Origin of the sequence: Oceanobacillus longus, from assembly GCF_042650085.1 — a bacterium.
In the GTDB taxonomy this organism is placed as follows: Bacteria; Bacillota; Bacilli; order Bacillales; family Amphibacillaceae; genus Oceanobacillus; species Oceanobacillus longus.
Genome location: NZ_JBHSAO010000006.1, coordinates 149,686 through 164,834, shown reverse-complemented (window position 1 = coordinate 164,834; position 15,149 = coordinate 149,686). Strand labels below are relative to the sequence as shown.

General features: G+C 38.5%; 15 protein-coding genes and 1 tRNA gene. 12 read left to right on the top strand and 4 right to left on the bottom strand.

Annotation, left to right across the window (positions count from 1 at the left end; translation table 11 throughout):
- Positions 1-15: 15 nt before the first annotated feature.
- The 5 genes from trxB (at position 16) to ACFOUV_RS08445 (ending at position 4,593) form a co-directional block, all read left to right on the top strand.
- Positions 16-966 carry a thioredoxin-disulfide reductase gene (gene trxB, locus ACFOUV_RS08465; protein WP_379496321.1) on the top strand — a complete coding sequence of 317 codons (951 nt, stop codon included), beginning with the start codon at positions 16-18 and terminating at the stop codon, positions 964-966.
- Positions 967-1,345: 379 nt separating this feature from the next.
- Positions 1,346-2,227: an RNase adapter RapZ gene (gene rapZ, locus ACFOUV_RS08460; protein WP_379496320.1), complete on the top strand. Its 882-nt coding sequence runs from the start codon at positions 1,346-1,348 to the stop codon at positions 2,225-2,227.
- Between the two features lies 1 nt (position 2,228).
- A complete protein-coding gene (locus tag ACFOUV_RS08455; RefSeq protein ID WP_379496319.1) occupies positions 2,229-3,185 on the top strand; it encodes a gluconeogenesis factor YvcK family protein in 957 nt (318 codons plus the stop codon).
- 43 nt (positions 3,186-3,228) lie between these two features.
- Complete coding sequence (gene whiA, locus ACFOUV_RS08450; protein ID WP_379496318.1) at positions 3,229-4,176, top strand: DNA-binding protein WhiA; 948 nt, start codon at positions 3,229-3,231, stop codon at positions 4,174-4,176.
- Positions 4,177-4,338: 162 nt separating this feature from the next.
- Positions 4,339-4,593 carry an HPr family phosphocarrier protein gene (locus ACFOUV_RS08445; RefSeq protein ID WP_379496317.1) on the top strand — a complete coding sequence of 85 codons (255 nt, stop codon included), beginning with the start codon at positions 4,339-4,341 and terminating at the stop codon, positions 4,591-4,593.
- A gap of 43 nt (positions 4,594-4,636) precedes the next feature.
- On the opposite strand, the gene clpP is transcribed toward ACFOUV_RS08445, so the two are convergent.
- The gene (gene clpP / locus ACFOUV_RS08440) at positions 4,637-5,236 is read right to left on the bottom strand and encodes an ATP-dependent Clp endopeptidase proteolytic subunit ClpP (RefSeq protein WP_379496316.1); all 600 of its coding nucleotides are present in this window, start codon (positions 5,234-5,236) and stop codon (positions 4,637-4,639) included.
- 1,092 nt (positions 5,237-6,328) lie between these two features.
- On the opposite strand from clpP, the gene ACFOUV_RS08435 reads away from it, so the two are divergent.
- From ACFOUV_RS08435 to ACFOUV_RS08405, 7 genes are all read left to right on the top strand, one after another.
- Positions 6,329-6,404: transfer RNA gene (locus ACFOUV_RS08435), tRNA-Arg, on the top strand.
- A gap of 98 nt (positions 6,405-6,502) precedes the next feature.
- Positions 6,503-7,864 carry a sigma-54 interaction domain-containing protein gene (locus ACFOUV_RS08430; RefSeq protein WP_379496315.1) on the top strand — a complete coding sequence of 454 codons (1,362 nt, stop codon included), beginning with the start codon at positions 6,503-6,505 and terminating at the stop codon, positions 7,862-7,864.
- 228 nt (positions 7,865-8,092) lie between these two features.
- A complete protein-coding gene (locus ACFOUV_RS08425) occupies positions 8,093-8,788 on the top strand; it encodes a CoA transferase subunit A (protein ID WP_379496314.1) in 696 nt (231 codons plus the stop codon).
- Between the two features lie 17 nt (positions 8,789-8,805).
- A complete protein-coding gene (locus ACFOUV_RS08420; RefSeq protein ID WP_379496313.1) occupies positions 8,806-9,468 on the top strand; it encodes a 3-oxoacid CoA-transferase subunit B in 663 nt (220 codons plus the stop codon).
- Positions 9,469-9,501: 33 nt separating this feature from the next.
- A complete protein-coding gene (locus tag ACFOUV_RS08415; RefSeq protein WP_379496312.1) occupies positions 9,502-10,278 on the top strand; it encodes a 3-hydroxybutyrate dehydrogenase in 777 nt (258 codons plus the stop codon).
- Between the two features lie 28 nt (positions 10,279-10,306).
- Complete coding sequence (locus ACFOUV_RS08410; RefSeq protein WP_379496311.1) at positions 10,307-11,485, top strand: thiolase family protein; 1,179 nt, start codon at positions 10,307-10,309, stop codon at positions 11,483-11,485.
- Positions 11,486-11,508: 23 nt separating this feature from the next.
- Complete coding sequence (locus ACFOUV_RS08405) at positions 11,509-12,792, top strand: GntP family permease (protein WP_379496310.1); 1,284 nt, start codon at positions 11,509-11,511, stop codon at positions 12,790-12,792.
- A gap of 53 nt (positions 12,793-12,845) precedes the next feature.
- On the opposite strand, the gene ACFOUV_RS08400 is transcribed toward ACFOUV_RS08405, so the two are convergent.
- The 3 genes from ACFOUV_RS08400 to ACFOUV_RS08390 form a co-directional block, all read right to left on the bottom strand.
- On the bottom strand, positions 12,846-13,400 hold the full coding sequence (locus ACFOUV_RS08400; protein ID WP_379496309.1) for a shikimate kinase: 555 nt from the start codon (positions 13,398-13,400) through the stop codon (positions 12,846-12,848).
- 86 nt (positions 13,401-13,486) lie between these two features.
- A complete protein-coding gene (locus tag ACFOUV_RS08395) occupies positions 13,487-13,876 on the bottom strand; it encodes an RNase H family protein (protein ID WP_379496308.1) in 390 nt (129 codons plus the stop codon).
- A gap of 665 nt (positions 13,877-14,541) precedes the next feature.
- Positions 14,542-15,012 carry a FixH family protein gene (locus ACFOUV_RS08390; protein ID WP_379496307.1) on the bottom strand — a complete coding sequence of 157 codons (471 nt, stop codon included), beginning with the start codon at positions 15,010-15,012 and terminating at the stop codon, positions 14,542-14,544.
- Positions 15,013-15,149 lie beyond the last annotated feature (137 nt).

Below are 15,149 nucleotides of genomic sequence, written 5' to 3'. Positions count from 1 at the left end.
GAAGGGGCGATTTAAATGTCCGAAGAACGTATGTATGATGTAATCATTGCGGGAGCAGGACCTGCAGGAATGACTGCAGCAGTGTATGCTTCACGAGCAAGTTTAGATACACTAATGCTAGAACGTGGTATTCCTGGTGGACAAATGGCAAATACAGAAGATGTAGAGAACTATCCTGGGTTCGATCATATATTAGGACCGGATCTTTCCAATAAAATGTATGATCATGCCAAAAAGTTTGGCGCAGAATATGCCTATGGCGATATAAAAGAAGTTATTGATCATGGAGATCATAAAACAATTATCACAGGCAGTAAAGAGTATCAAACAAAATCATTAATCATAACTACTGGTGCACAATATAAAAAATTGGGTATCGAAGGTGAAGAAGAGCTTGGTGGACGTGGCGTTTCCTATTGTGCCGTTTGTGATGGAGCGTTTTTTAAACAAAAAAATCTTGTCGTTATTGGTGGAGGAGATTCTGCGGTTGAAGAGGGAATCTACCTAACCCGTTTTGCGGATAAAGTTACAGTTGTTCACCGACGCGATGAACTTCGTGCACAAAAGATTATTCAGCAGCGTGCATTTGATAATGAAAAAATAAACTTTATCTGGGATACGGTCATTAATAAAATCAATGGTCCAGAGGGAAAAGTAAGCAGTGTAACACTTCAAAATAAAAGATCTGGTGAAGTATACGATTTTGATGCGGAAGGTGTTTTCATCTATATCGGTATGGTTCCTTTAAGTGAGCCATTTAAGTCATTGGGTATTACAAATGATGAAGGTTATATACCGACTAATGAGCAAATGGAGACCAGTATACCAGGGATTTTTGCTGCTGGAGATATCCGTGAAAAAACACTTCGACAAATTGTGACAGCGACGGGCGATGGGAGTATTGCTGCAGAAGCTGCAATAAAATATGTTGAGGAATTGGCAGAAGAAATGAAAGCAGCAAAATAAATAAAAAATGTGTAAAAAAATTTACTAATAGTAACTGCTTTTTAATCGTGCTGTAATACATTCGAAATATAAATGGGGTACACTATAAATAACTAATTGACCCCCTTTTAATAGATAAATTAGTTTATTGCACAGGTGCATGTCACCTGTGCCTTTTTTATGAATTCATCTTGTCCCAATTTGTCGTAGGATAAAATCGTATTTCATACCCTTGTTGGAAGCGAACCGTTCATAGTATAATGAATGTGGAATAACATTTAATACGGTGAACTATTGTGAATACAGTCCTTGCTGATATGCAATATGTATAATAGAAACGTTAGTAATTTGATTGCAATGTCTTCGTCGTTTCGAGATGTTTAGAAGGGGAGTAAACAATATGAGTAATGAACACGAAACAAAATTGGTTATTATAACAGGTATGTCAGGTGCCGGTAAAACGGTTGCCATCCAGAGCTTTGAAGATTTGGGATTCTATTGCGTGGATAACCTGCCCCCAGCATTATTGCCGAAATTTCTGGAACTGATGAAGGATTCCACTAATAATATACGCAAAGTAGCATTGGTAATGGATTTACGTGGGCGTGAATTCTTTGATTCACTAGTGGAAGCATTGGATATATTAGGTCATGAAGAATGGCTACAGGAACACATTCTGTTTCTGGATGCAAAAGATGAAGTATTGGTATCACGCTATAAAGAAACGCGACGCTCTCACCCTCTTTCAACTGGAGGTCTCCCATTAAACGGGATTACCCAAGAACGTGAAATTTTAGATGAATTAAGGGGACGTTCTCAACGAATAATTGACACAACATCCTTAAAACCACGAGACTTGCGTGAGAAAATATTAAAAATTTACTCCGAAGAAAAACAGGAGATATTTTCTGTTCATTTTCTATCTTTCGGTTTTAAATATGGTTTGCCTATCGATGCTGACTTGGTTTTTGATGTACGTTTTCTTCCAAACCCTCACTACGTTGCCAACCTTCAACCTTTAACAGGTTTGAATCAAGAAGTTGCATCCTACGTATTTAAATGGTCCGATACACAAAAATTCAATGAAAAAATTCTCGATTTGTTAAAGTTTATGCTTCCTCAGTATAAAAAAGAGGGGAAATCCCAACTGGTAGTAGCGATTGGATGTACTGGCGGACAGCATCGTTCCGTAGCATTATCAGAGTTTTTCGCAAGAGAGCTCACCTCCAACTATATTACTCATGTAAGTCATCGGGATATTGATAAAAGAAAGGGACATTAATATGAGTAAGCAGAAGTTGCCACGAGTAGTTGTTATTGGTGGAGGAACTGGTATGCCTGTATTATTAAGAGGTCTTAAAAATCTGCCTATCGAACTTACCGCACTTGTTACAGTAGCAGATGATGGAGGCAGTACAGGAAGAATAAGAAATGAAATGGCGATTCCAGCACCAGGAGATATACGAAATGTAATTGCAGCATTATCTGATGCTGAGCCGATGCTACTAGAATTATTTCAACACCGATTCTCTGAGGGGAACGGACTCTCCGGGCATTCAATGGGGAATTTATTGCTTGCTGCAATGACTTCGGTAACTGGAAATTTCAATACAGGCATTAAAGAAATTTCGCGTGTACTGAACGTAAAGGGTAAAATTTATCCAATCTCTAATGAGAACATGTCTCTTCATGCCGAAATGGAAGATGGTACAATTGTGTCCGGAGAATCCAGTATTCCACTCTCTAATAAGCGTATTAAACGTGTATTCATAAGACCGCAGCCAGTGAAGCCACTACCTAATGCTGTTAGAGCGATTGATGCAGCAGATCTCGTTGTCATTTCACCAGGAAGTCTTTATACAAGCATTATGCCTAACTTAATCATTCCTCAAGTAAAAGAGGCGCTTCGAGATACGAAAGCTAAAGTTGTATATGTCTGTAATGTAATGACACAGGCAGGTGAAACGACCGGATATTCTGCATCAGACCATGTACGTGCGATAAGTGATCATATTGGTAGTGAATGCCTTGATGCAATTGTCGTGAATAACGAAGTAATCGATAAATCCATTCGCGCTGTTTATGCTGAAGAAAATGCCGAACCGGTTGAATACGATATGGAAAGGCTGATTGATATGGGACTGGAGATTATTGAAGGGGACATTATTGACCATACGCAATTTATGTTGCGACATGATAATAATAAAATAGCTAAATTATTGTATTCCGTTATGAAATAGATAGATATATCTTAGAATTTTTAGTAAAGGGGGGAATCTAAAGATGTCCTTTGCTTCCGAAATTAAAAAGGAACTAACAACGATGGAAATCGAAGAGTGTTGTAAATTCGCAGAGCTTGCAGCATTAATCCGTATGAATGGAGCAGTCTCCCTTTCAAGACAGGAATATTCACTTGATGTACAAACTGAAAATGCTGCGATTGCAAGAAGAATCTATACGTTAATTAAATCCAGCTATTCACTTCCTGTGGAGCTTCTTGTTCGAAAAAAGATGAAACTAAAGAAGAACAATGTATATATTGTTCGGATGAAAGAGGATGTTGAGCAATTTTTGAAGGACCTCGATATTATCCGTGATCATTATACAGTTATAAGAACTATTTCCAAGAAATATTTGGATAAGACGTGCTGTAAAAGGGCCTACTTACGCGGGGCCTTTCTCGCAGGTGGTTCTATCAATAATCCAGAAACTTCATCTTATCATTTGGAGATATCCAACTTTTACCAGGTACACAATGATGCATTATGCGAACTTCTAAATTCATTTAACTTACGAGCACGTACACTGGAACGGAAGAATGGTTATATTGTTTACCTTAAAGAAGCAGAAAAAATTACGGAGATTTTAAGTATCATTGGTGCAAGTATTGCATTGTTTAAATTTGAAGACGTTCGGATTATAAGAGACATGCGAAATTCTGTTAATCGTCTCGTGAATTGTGAAACGGCAAACTTGAATAAAACAATCGGAGCTGCTTTCCGGCAAATAGAAAACATAAAATTTATTGATGAAACGGTCGGTCTGGACCAACTTCCAGATAAACTTCAGGAAATAGCAAAACTGCGTGTTCAACATGAGGATGTTTCATTAAAGGAATTAGGGGAACTAGTAACAGGCGGCAAAATTTCCAAATCAGGTGTAAATCATCGGTTGAAAAAAATTGATGACTTTGCAGATCGAATCAGAAGTGGAGAAACAATTGTAAAATAATAGGGATTGCAAATAGTACATTTGATTATCTGTTCGTGATATAATACTGATAATTTAAAGAATATAATCAACTAAAATAAATAAGGATAGTATGCTAGCTTCTCGTAGCTACTGTCATATATTAATTTGATAGCGTTTTCTATATTGGGGAGGATGAGTGACTTGGTAGAAAAGTCAATAACAGTTGAATTAGATACAGGATTGCAGGCAAGACCTGCAGCACAGTTTGTTCAGGAGGCTAACCGCTATTCTGCACATCTATTTCTTGAGAAAGGTGAAAAAAAGGTTAATGCTAAAAGTATAATGGGCTTAATGAGTCTCGCCATTACAAAAGGTGAAGTTATCAAACTGATTGCTGAAGGTTCTGATGAACAAGAAGCATTGGATCATTTGGCATCATTCGTTGAAAAGCAATAACCAAAAAAAATCCCTTTCAGATTAATGAAAGGGATTTTTCCTATTATTTTCCTTCTTTTTCTTCTTTGCGTTGCAAGATTTGATCAATTAAACCATAATCAACAGATGCTTGAGCAGTCATGAAGTTATCACGTTCAGTATCACGTTCAATGACTTCAAGTGGTTGGCCAGTTTTTTCTGCCATGATTTCATTCATTCTTTTCTTGATTTCAATAATACGTCTTGCATGGATTTCAATATCCGTAGCCTGACCTTGTGTACCGCCTAATGGTTGGTGTATCATAATTTCACTGTTTGGTAATGCATAGCGTTTGCCTTTTTGACCGGCAGTAAGTAAGAATGCACCCATAGATGCTGCCATACCGATGCAAATTGTAGAAACATCTGGTTTGATGAAATTCATCGTATCAAAGATTGCCATACCAGCTGTGATTGATCCACCCGGTGAGTTAATGTATAAGGAAATATCTTTATCCGGATCTTCTGCTTCTAGGAAGAGTAACTGTGCAACGATTGAGTTGGAAACATTGTCGTCAATTCCACTTCCGAGTAAAATAATACGGTCTTTAAGTAAACGTGAGTAAATATCATATGCGCGCTCTCCACGGTTGGTTTGTTCGATAACTGTAGGTACTAAATTCATTTGTAAATCCTCCCTTAGTCTGTAACATTAACATCCTTATATTTGGATATATTTTCATAATAGCTTAAAGGTCAATAAAGGTCAAACGATAACATTCACCTTTATAAAAAAATATACTTTCCCATGATTCCCTTTTTTCATCTTTATAAACGTATTGGTCCATTTCGTTATTTTATTAACTTTCGCAGAGTGAAATGGACAAATAATCCTTAGTAAAATTAGGAGGGATGGAGATACATTACTCAAGTTGACTTTGGATTAACTGTTTGCTTAGGGCAATTTGGATTCATTTAGATTCCAAGGCTTTTTTGTTCATTTTGCTGCTTATTATCATCGCATTATCTATAAAATGCGACGTAACTGCCATTTGCGAGAGACCTTTAGCTAATAATGGAAGCAAGTTTCTTCGGCTACCGCTCGGGGAAATACACTGCGCTTTTCGCGGGCGGCTGGTGAGCCAACTTGCGCTAAAGCGCTGCGCTGTCTCACCTATGCCTCTGCTCCCGCAGAAGTCTCCGTGTATTTCCCCGAGCTAGTTAGAAGATTGCTGCCATATCCTTGCAATAGCTATTGATTACGGAAAAAAATTTTGGTGTTGTTTAAAAAATGCAGGCTGATTTGAAAGTAAGTTAGCAGAGTTCTTTTTTGAAGAAACTCCATAACAGCAGCCCGTATACACGTAGACTCCAGCGGGAGGAAAGGCATCGGTGAGACCCCGGAGTGCGATAGCACGAGGAGGGCTCACCAGCCGCCCGCGGAAAGCGAAGTGTATACGGGCTGCGGTCGCCTGAGAGCCTATTTTCCATTATAAGCACTGTACATAAATAGAAGTTACGTCGCACTTTATCTCAACTCTGCGATGTTTAAAAAACAACAAATTACGAAAATAGCCTTTAGAAAACAGCCTTATTTTTCCAAGGTTATCAAGGTGAGCATTTGATAGATTCTCAGTTTAACCCAGTTAAACATTTAAAATTTTTTTAGTGGTGCGAAAATGGAGTTATAAATTATACGGTGAACACTAAAAAAAGACTTGTTTCTAATCGCAAACGACGTTATAATAGTGAATGTGTCAAATTTAATCACATACATGCGCCCGTAGCTCAGTTGGATAGAGCACTGGTTTCCGGTACCAGGTTTGCCGGGGGTTCGAATCCCTCCGGGCGCGCTTAATGAACGAGTTGGGACAAGAGAATGCATCATTTCTCTTGTCCCTTTCTATAAACGAATCTATAACAATTTAATACCTTGCGGAGGGATGAGAAGATGCTCTTGGACAGTCCATATAGGGAAGAAATTATTGAAACCGTTTTCGAGAAATCAAATTTTTGCTTTGTAGTAGTGGATAATCAGGGAATGCTGACGTATTTAAATGATAATTATTGTGAATTTATTGATGTTGAGAAGGAAGAAGCTTTTGGTAAACATGTGGAAGATGTTATTGAAAATACGAGAATGCACATCGTTGTGAAAACAGGTATAGAAGAGATAGCAGATATCCAATATATTCGGGGTAATTATATGATTGCTAATAGGGTGCCATTGTACTCAAAAGGGAAAATCGTTGGGGCGGTAGGGACTGTTTTATACCGGGATACGAAAGAATGGATGAAAATGAATTCCCACATTAAAGATCTTTTACTAGAAATCGAACAATATCGAAAAAAACTAATCAATCAAAGTGGTGCCATTTATTCCCTTCATGATATTGTGGGCAGTTCAGATCAATTGAACAAAGTGAAGGAAAAAATAAAAAAAGTTTCTTCAGGCGATGTATCTGTACTTTTAAAGGGTGATAGTGGTACAGGAAAGGAATTGTTTGCACATAGTATCCATCACTTAAGTGAGCGCAGTGCAAAACCATTTATAAAAATTAACTGTGCAGCTATTCCGGAAGAACTTCTGGAATCCGAACTGTTTGGCTATGTGGAAGGTGCTTTTACTGGAGCTGTAAAGGGTGGTAAACTGGGTAAATTTCAACTTGCTGACGGTGGAACACTCTTTCTGGATGAAATTGGTGATATGCCATTAAATGCACAGGTCAAGATTCTCCGTGTGCTACAGGAAGGAGAAGTAGAAGCCATTGGTTCAGAAAAAGTTCAAAAAGTCGATGTCAGGATTATTGCTGCAACGAACCAGCCATTAGAACAATTAATTGAAGAAAACCGTTTTAGAAAAGATTTATTTTATCGGATTAACGTAGTTCAAATCAAGATTCCGCCATTACGGGAAAGGTCTGAGGATATTCGAGTCATCGCAAATTATCTGCTTGGGAAAATTACCAGACGTTCCGGTAAAAGGGTGGTTGACTTTGATGAATCTGTAAAGGAATTTTTTATGCAATATCAATGGCCAGGAAATGTGCGTGAACTCGAAAATGTAATTGAGTCTGCTGTGCATCTTACAAACTCTGATACGATTAAGCTAGAAGACCTTCCAGAACAAATGCAGGCCACTCCTTTTATTCTTAAGCAAGGAACTAGCTTAAAGGAAATCATGAACAGAACAGAGAAGCAGGCAATAGAACAAGCGTTAAATAAAGTAAACAAAGATAGAACAAAAGCTGCAAAACTTCTTGGGGTTAGTAAATCCAGTTTCTATGAAAAATTGAAAAAGTATGGCTTGTAAATTTCCGGAATCCAGGAAAAATTTCCGGTTTTCTGGAAAATGCATTAGAAACCGCATGAAGTAAGGGCTTACATTTAAGCAATAACCAACTTGAAACTTATTTTCCACCATTCCGGAAATAGGTTTTTTTATTTTTCTTTTTTGTTGGGGGATGGAACAGGATATTCTTATATAAAAAATGTTGGCATGGTTTTTGCTTGTATATAGGCGGAAGGGAGTGTGTAGGTTATGAAAACAATTTATACAAGATTTGACGAAGCGATAAAAGATATTAAAGACGGCTCTACAATTATGGTAGGAGGATTTGGACTTGTTGGTATCCCGGAGAATCTTATTCTTGCATTGGTAGATTCACAAGTTAAACATTTGACGGTAATTTCCAATAATTGTGGTGTGGATGACTGGGGGCTTGGCTTACTCCTGAAGAATAAGCAGATTGATAAGATGATAGGATCCTATGTAGGGGAAAATAAAGAATTTGAACGGCAAGTACTTTCGGGTGAACTGGAAGTCGAGTTAACGCCTCAAGGTACATTGGCTGAAAGGATCCGTGCAGGTGGAGCTGGTATCCCGGCCTTCTATACACCAGCTGGGGTTGGAACACCGATAGCTGAAGGTGGGGAAGTTAGGCAATTTGGCAATAAGGAGTATTTACTTCAAACAGCACTAAAGGCTGATTTCAGTCTTATTCGAGCTGCTGTAGGAGATAAAGATGGCAATCTTATTTATAACAAAACGGCACAAAACTTTAATCCCATGATGGCAGCGGCAGGAAAAGTTACTATAGCTGAGGTTGAACAATTAGTTGAAACCGGTACAATCGATCCGGATCATGTTCACACACCTGGAATATACGTGCAACGTTTAATTGAAGGAAAACAGGTGAAGAGAATCGAACGTCTGACAATCAGACAAGAAGCTTAAAAGGAGGTTAACTTAGAATGGATAAGGAAACTGTTAGAGAAAGAATTGCAAAAAGAGCTGAGAAGGAAATTGTAAGCGGTTCCTATGTTAATTTAGGAATTGGGATGCCTACAATGGTTGCAAATTATATTCAGGATGGAAAGCAAGTAGTACTCCAATCGGAAAATGGTTTACTCGGAATCGGTAAGTCACCATTAAAAGAGGAAGTAGATCCCGATTTAATCAATGCAGGAAAGGAAACGGTAACTGCGCAAAAAGGTGCCTCCTATTTTAGTAATGCAGAGTCTTTTGCGATGATACGCGGGGAGCATATAGATCTTGCGATACTTGGAGGAATGGAAGTATCTGAGGCAGGTGATTTGGCTAATTGGATGATACCTGGAAAAATGATTAAAGGCATGGGTGGTGCAATGGATATTGTGCATGGCGCTAAGAAAATTGTTATCATCATGGACCATGTTAACAAAAAAGGGGAACCCAAAATATTGAAGCAATGCAGTTTACCACTAACAGGTAAAAACGTAGTAAATCGTGTTATTACCGACCGAGCTGTCATTGAAGTAATAAACGATGGTCTTATGTTAATGGAAGTTGCAAAAGGATGGACAGTTGATGAAGTTATTGCATCAACGGAAGCGGACCTGAAAATAAGTGAAGATCTGCAAACAGGAACATATTGATAAATATAAAATAGACAAATGGAGGGTATTAGTATGGTAGAAAATAAAGTGGTTTTTATTACTGGTGCTGCAAGTGGAATTGGTTATGAAATTGGTGTTGCGTTTGCAAAAGACGGTGCTAAAGTTGTTTTTTCAGACATCAACGCGCAAAAAGTAAAGGAAGTCTCAGAAAAATTGAGCAAAGATGGCTTTGACTGTATTGGTTTAAAGTGTGATGTCACTAAAGAAGAAGAGTTACAACAAGCACTCGATCATACAGTTGAAAAGTACGGCAGACTGGATGTTCTAATTAACAATGCTGGATTACAACATGTTGCTGCATTAGAGGAGTTTCCGACAGAAAAATATGAGTTTATGCTGAAAGTCATGTTGGTTGCGCCGTTTATGGCTACAAAACATGTATTACCAGTTATGAGAAAACAAGGATTTGGACGTATTATTAATATGGCATCCATTAATGGACTAATTGGTTTTGCTGGAAAAGCAGCCTACAACAGTGCCAAGCATGGTTTAATTGGTTTAACGAAGGTAGCGGCATTGGAAGGGGCTGCAGATGGAATCACTGTCAATGCTATTTGTCCTGGATATGTCGATACGCCATTAGTACGAGGACAATTTGAAGATCTTGCAAAAAACCGGAATGTACCATTGGAAAATGTACTGGAGGAAGTACTCTATCCATTAGTACCGCAAAAGAGGCTTTTAGAAGTACAAGAAATATCAGATTATACAATGTTTCTGGCAAGCGATAAAGCAAAAGGAGTTACAGGTCAGGCTGTTGTTCTCGATGGAGGATATACGGCTCAGTAGAATTATGAAATTATAGAGGAGTGGGAAAATGGAAAATATATATATTTTAGAAGGAGCTCGTACACCCTTTGGTACTTTCGGGGGTGTTCTAAAAGATGTTGACCCAACAGAACTCGGTGTAACTGTAAGCAAAGAAGCCATTCGTCGCAGTGGTATTGATGCTGCGGATATCGATTTTTCGTTTTTGGGAAATGTAATTCATTCAGCAAAAAATGCTCCCTATTTATCGAGACATATCGCTTTAAAAACGGGGCTTCCTTTATCAAGCCCAGCCTTAACGGTTAATCGTTTATGTGGGTCAGGACTGCAATCGGTAGTTTCAGCTGCACAATCCATTATGCTTGGTGATGGGCAAGTAGCACTGGCTGGGGGAGTAGAGAATATGAGTCTTTCTCCTTACGCAATGAGAGGAAGCAGATTTGGAACTAAACTAAAAACCCCTCAAGTAGATGATATGTTATGGGCAGCTTTAACAGATGAATATATCGGATCAGGTATGGGTGTAACAGCTGAGAACCTGGCAGAAAAGTATTCGATTACGCGTGATGAGCAAGATGCGTATGCCTGTTTGAGTCATCAGCGTGCAACAATTGCCAGGAATACAGGGAAATTTGCTGAAGAAATCGTTCCGGTTGAAGTAAAAACAAGAAAAAGAACAGTTAAAGTAGATTCGGATGAACATATTCGTGAAGATACAACAGTTGAGAAGCTTGCTGAACTTAGACCTTCTTTTAAAAAAGATGGATCTGTCACAGGTGGAAATGCAAGTGGAATTAATGATGGTGCAGGAGCAGTAATTGTTGCTGGAGAAAGCTATGTTCAACGTAATGATCTGCAACCACTAGCAAAAGTAGTCTCTTATGGTATTGCTGGAGTTGATCCGTCTTATATGGGGATAGGACCTGTACCAGCTATAAAACTAGCACTCAAAAAAGCAGGTCTAACTTTGAATGATATGGATCTAATTGAAGTGAATGAAGCTTTTGCATCACAATATTTGGCAGTAGAAAAGGAACTCGGATTAGACCGCGAAAAAGTGAATGTTAATGGAGGAGCGATTGCATTAGGACATCCAATAGGGGCAAGTGGAACAAGGGTGTTGTACAGCGTGATCAAAGAATTGAAAAGACGCAATCAGCAATACGGTATTGCTTCCCTCTGTATTGGTGGAGGTCAAGGAATCGCGATGATTGTTGAAGTTATTTAAAAAGAGAAAAGAGGAGGGGTAGTATGTTTGGTATTATTTTAGGTTTAATCGTCTTAATGGGCTTAGCATATTTAGGATGGTCTATCATATGGATCGCACCAATTGCTGCTGGGGTAGTGGCGCTAACTGGTGGGCTTGATTTGTTGGATGCATATACCAATACGTATATGAGTGGGTTTGTTAACTTTGCTAAAAGCTGGTTCCCGGTATTTATGCTAGGGGCAATCTTTGGGAAATTAATGGAAGACACGGGAATGGCAAAGTCAGTTGCCGTTGCCTTTACAAAGGTCATTGGTACAAAACGGGCAATCTTAGGTGTATTAGTCTCTTGTGCCGTACTTACTTATGGTGGGGTTAGCTTGTTCGTCGTGGTATTTGCAGTTTATCCACTAGCATTGACGCTTTTCAAGGAAGCAAATATTAGTAGACGTTTAATTCCAGGAACAGTTGCACTTGGGGCATTTACATTTACGATGACAGCTGTGCCAGGAACACCACAAATTCAGAACCTAATTCCAACAGAATATTTTATGACAGATGCGATGGCGGCACCAATCATGGGTATTGTAGCAGCTATAATTATGGCCGTCGGTGGGTATTATTATTTAAGATGGCGTGAAAAGCAATTGACTGCAAAAGGGGAAACATATACGGAACCGAAAGATAATAAAATGATCAATGTAGATGGGGATACACCGCATTTTATATTATCGATTTTACCATTGTTGACCGTACTACTTACACTGAATTTACTAAAATGGGATATAGTAGTTGCATTACTTTCAGGGATCATTTTATTAATGCTGTTAAACATTTCGAAATTCAAAGGATTTGTAAAAGCAATAAATGGTGGCGCAACCGGATCGGTTACAGCAATCATCAATACGAGTGCAGCAGTTGGTTTCGGTACGGTGGTTCAGGCAGTTCCTGGGTTTAATCGTCTGACGGAGTTATTAATGGGCATTAAAGGCAATCCATTAATTTCAGAAGCAGTTGCAGTCAATATACTTGCTGGAGCAACTGGTTCAGCTTCAGGAGGTATGGGTATAGCCCTAGAAGCACTCGGCTCCAAGTATTATGAAATTGCAATGAATACGGGCATTGATCCTGAAGCATTTCACCGAGTTGCCTCGCTTTCATCAGGTGGATTGGATGCACTTCCACATAATGGAGCAGTATTGACACTGTTAACCATTACTGGAATGACACACAAAGATAGTTACAAAGATATTTTTGTTGTAGCTGTACTTATTCCTATTGTATCTATCGTTGGAGCAATTTTGCTTGCTTCAATAGGTATTTACTAAATATACAAGTCTAAACTAAGAAAGACAAGGAAGCCATTAGCTCCTTGTCTTTCTTAGTTTCCATTCGGTTCGTAAATATCCCATGCTGTTTTCAGTGAGTCTGTAATATAATCTGCTATTTCATCTACAACGAGGTTGTCAGTAATTACTCGGGAATGGTGCCCTTCGTAAATGGGCTGTCTCTCGTAGAAGAGTTTTTCTATTTGCTCGATAGTTTTCCCTTGAAGAACTGGTCTGCTATCAATAAGTAAACTAATTCGCTCTTTCCATGAATCCCAGGATAGGTCGAGGAAAAAGATGATACATTCCGACAAGCAGGCTTTCCGAATTTCTTCCTGTAAAAATGCACCGCCGCCAACTGAAATAATCTTCAGTTTTTGTTTACATGAATGAATAATGATTTCCTTTTCAGTTTCCCTAAATTTTTTCTCTCCGTACTTCTTGAAAATCTCTGGAGTGGGCAAATTGAATTTTTTTTCTATCTCTTCATCTATATCAATGAAATCTCTGTATAATTTTTTTGCAACAGATCTGCCTATCGTTGTTTTACCAACACCCATAAAACCGATTAGTACAATACTCTGTTCCCGAAGCGAAACGTCGTTCATGCGTATCCCCCTAGTCATCTTATCTGTAAAACTAGTATAAGCTAAATATGTTAAATTTGCACGAGCAGATATGTTTAACTTTTCTGTTATTGTAGTCGAATTGCTTTTCTTGCCAATACATCTGCGTGATGATTTTGTTTTTCAGGAATCCATTTGATAAAGAAATATGGGAAAGCACTGTAATTATCTCTAATTACTTCAAGCAAGGGGAGGAAAAGTTTATTCTTCGTAACATCTTTCTCAATGACATCTACGACAACTTTTGAATCTGATCGAAATGATAATATTTCATTTGGGAAAGATTCTTTGCAGATTTCAAGAGCTTTTATAATTGCATGAAATTCTGCTTCATGGTTGGATAACATTCCCAGGGGAAAGGAATATTCATAGTTGTTTCCTCCTGCTTGTATGTAAACTCCTGCACCGCTCCACCCAGGATTTCCACTAGATGCACCATCGGTATAAACGATAATCATATCGTACACACTCCCAACATTATATTATGAGCTCTCTATTGAGTATATAAAATCTTTCTTTACCATGAAAGATGGAAGTACTTTTTGAAAGGCTGTTTTCTACAAGATTGATGTTATTTCACAAAATATATAAACTTCGAAGTAACTGCTGGTGATTTCTAACCGTATGTAGAAACTTAGGCGACCACTATGGGAAATACACTGCGCGCATCCTAAGGCGGCTAGTGAGCTTCTCGTTGGAGTCTCCGTGTATTTCCCATAGCTAGTTAAGGTTGCTAACAATTACTATACTTGCGAACAGCTAAAATAGCATCATATCTATCATACAGCTTCACCAGTCCGGGTGAGCGGCGGGCGGTGACTCCTGCGGGGAAAGCACGTGTCCGAAGACCTGAAGAGCGGTTTTCTCTTCGGGGCTGAGGCCGTGCCCTAAGGATGCGCATCCGCCCAGTGCGATCCCGGACGGTAGCAATAGCACACATCTTAGAATACCACCCAGAAGTTATGTCGCTTTATGGATAGGATAATAAAGATAGAAGTTAGTTCGCATTTTATCTCAACTGCGGGGTTCTAAGCAATAAATATTACGAAAATATCTTTTGAAAAAGGAATCTCATTTTAGATGAGATTCCCTTAGTGGTGGTTTAGTTCAAATTAAGGAAGATCTAATGGTCGTGACTCATTTCTTCTTCGTCTTTGTTTTCGTCCTCTTCAACATAGTCTTCTAGAGAAGCATCACCGACCGTTATGGATTTCATTGGCATCGTATGCAGGTCTCTTGCTGTTGTATGTGCGTATAATTCATATACACCATCTTCATCAAAACTTGTTTCAACTGTATACGTTCCATCTTCGTTATTGACGGAGTCTAACTTAGAACTATCATCTGGACGTCCTTTTTCCCACACTTCAAAAATTACTTCATCAGCATCATTAACTGGTTGTTTATCATAGGTTACGATTGCTTTTAATTCAACTTTCTCATTTGGGTCAGCATTTTCCGGTACAATAAATTCGACATCAAGCGAAGGTAGTTCTTCTTCATCCTCATCACTTGTATTATCCATATTCCCACCGCACGCGACTAGAGTACCTAGGGAAATTATAAATAAAAGCATCCAGAATCTTCTTGCCATTGTTATTCCTCCAATCTTTTAAACCTTAATATAAACATCAAATATAGTATACCATTGTTCGATTACATAAAAAATGAACGTTCATTGAATTTGCATAGCTTGCTACTATACTTTATTATATCAACCTATCATTTATA

What these genes read in the sequence shown, in the direction of transcription:
- ACFOUV_RS08410 (WP_379496311.1), top strand. Translation starts at nt 10,307, where the DNA reads ATGGAAAATATATATATTTTAGAAGGAGCTCGTACACCCTTTGGTACT.
- ACFOUV_RS08455 (WP_379496319.1), top strand. Translation starts at nt 2,229, where the DNA reads ATGAGTAAGCAGAAGTTGCCACGAGTAGTTGTTATTGGTGGAGGAACT.
- ACFOUV_RS08425 (WP_379496314.1), top strand. Translation starts at nt 8,093, where the DNA reads ATGAAAACAATTTATACAAGATTTGACGAAGCGATAAAAGATATTAAA.
- ACFOUV_RS08430 (WP_379496315.1), top strand. Translation starts at nt 6,503, where the DNA reads ATGCTCTTGGACAGTCCATATAGGGAAGAAATTATTGAAACCGTTTTC.
- ACFOUV_RS08415 (WP_379496312.1), top strand. Translation starts at nt 9,502, where the DNA reads ATGGTAGAAAATAAAGTGGTTTTTATTACTGGTGCTGCAAGTGGAATT.
- clpP (WP_379496316.1), bottom strand. Translation starts at nt 5,236, where the DNA reads ATGAATTTAGTACCTACAGTTATCGAACAAACCAACCGTGGAGAGCGC.
- ACFOUV_RS08395 (WP_379496308.1), bottom strand. Translation starts at nt 13,876, where the DNA reads ATGATTATCGTTTATACCGATGGTGCATCTAGTGGAAATCCTGGGTGG.
- ACFOUV_RS08400 (WP_379496309.1), bottom strand. Translation starts at nt 13,400, where the DNA reads ATGAACGACGTTTCGCTTCGGGAACAGAGTATTGTACTAATCGGTTTT.
- ACFOUV_RS08405 (WP_379496310.1), top strand. Translation starts at nt 11,509, where the DNA reads ATGTTTGGTATTATTTTAGGTTTAATCGTCTTAATGGGCTTAGCATAT.
- rapZ (WP_379496320.1), top strand. Translation starts at nt 1,346, where the DNA reads ATGAGTAATGAACACGAAACAAAATTGGTTATTATAACAGGTATGTCA.
- whiA (WP_379496318.1), top strand. Translation starts at nt 3,229, where the DNA reads ATGTCCTTTGCTTCCGAAATTAAAAAGGAACTAACAACGATGGAAATC.
- ACFOUV_RS08390 (WP_379496307.1), bottom strand. Translation starts at nt 15,012, where the DNA reads ATGGCAAGAAGATTCTGGATGCTTTTATTTATAATTTCCCTAGGTACT.
- trxB (WP_379496321.1), top strand. Translation starts at nt 16, where the DNA reads ATGTCCGAAGAACGTATGTATGATGTAATCATTGCGGGAGCAGGACCT.
- ACFOUV_RS08420 (WP_379496313.1), top strand. Translation starts at nt 8,806, where the DNA reads ATGGATAAGGAAACTGTTAGAGAAAGAATTGCAAAAAGAGCTGAGAAG.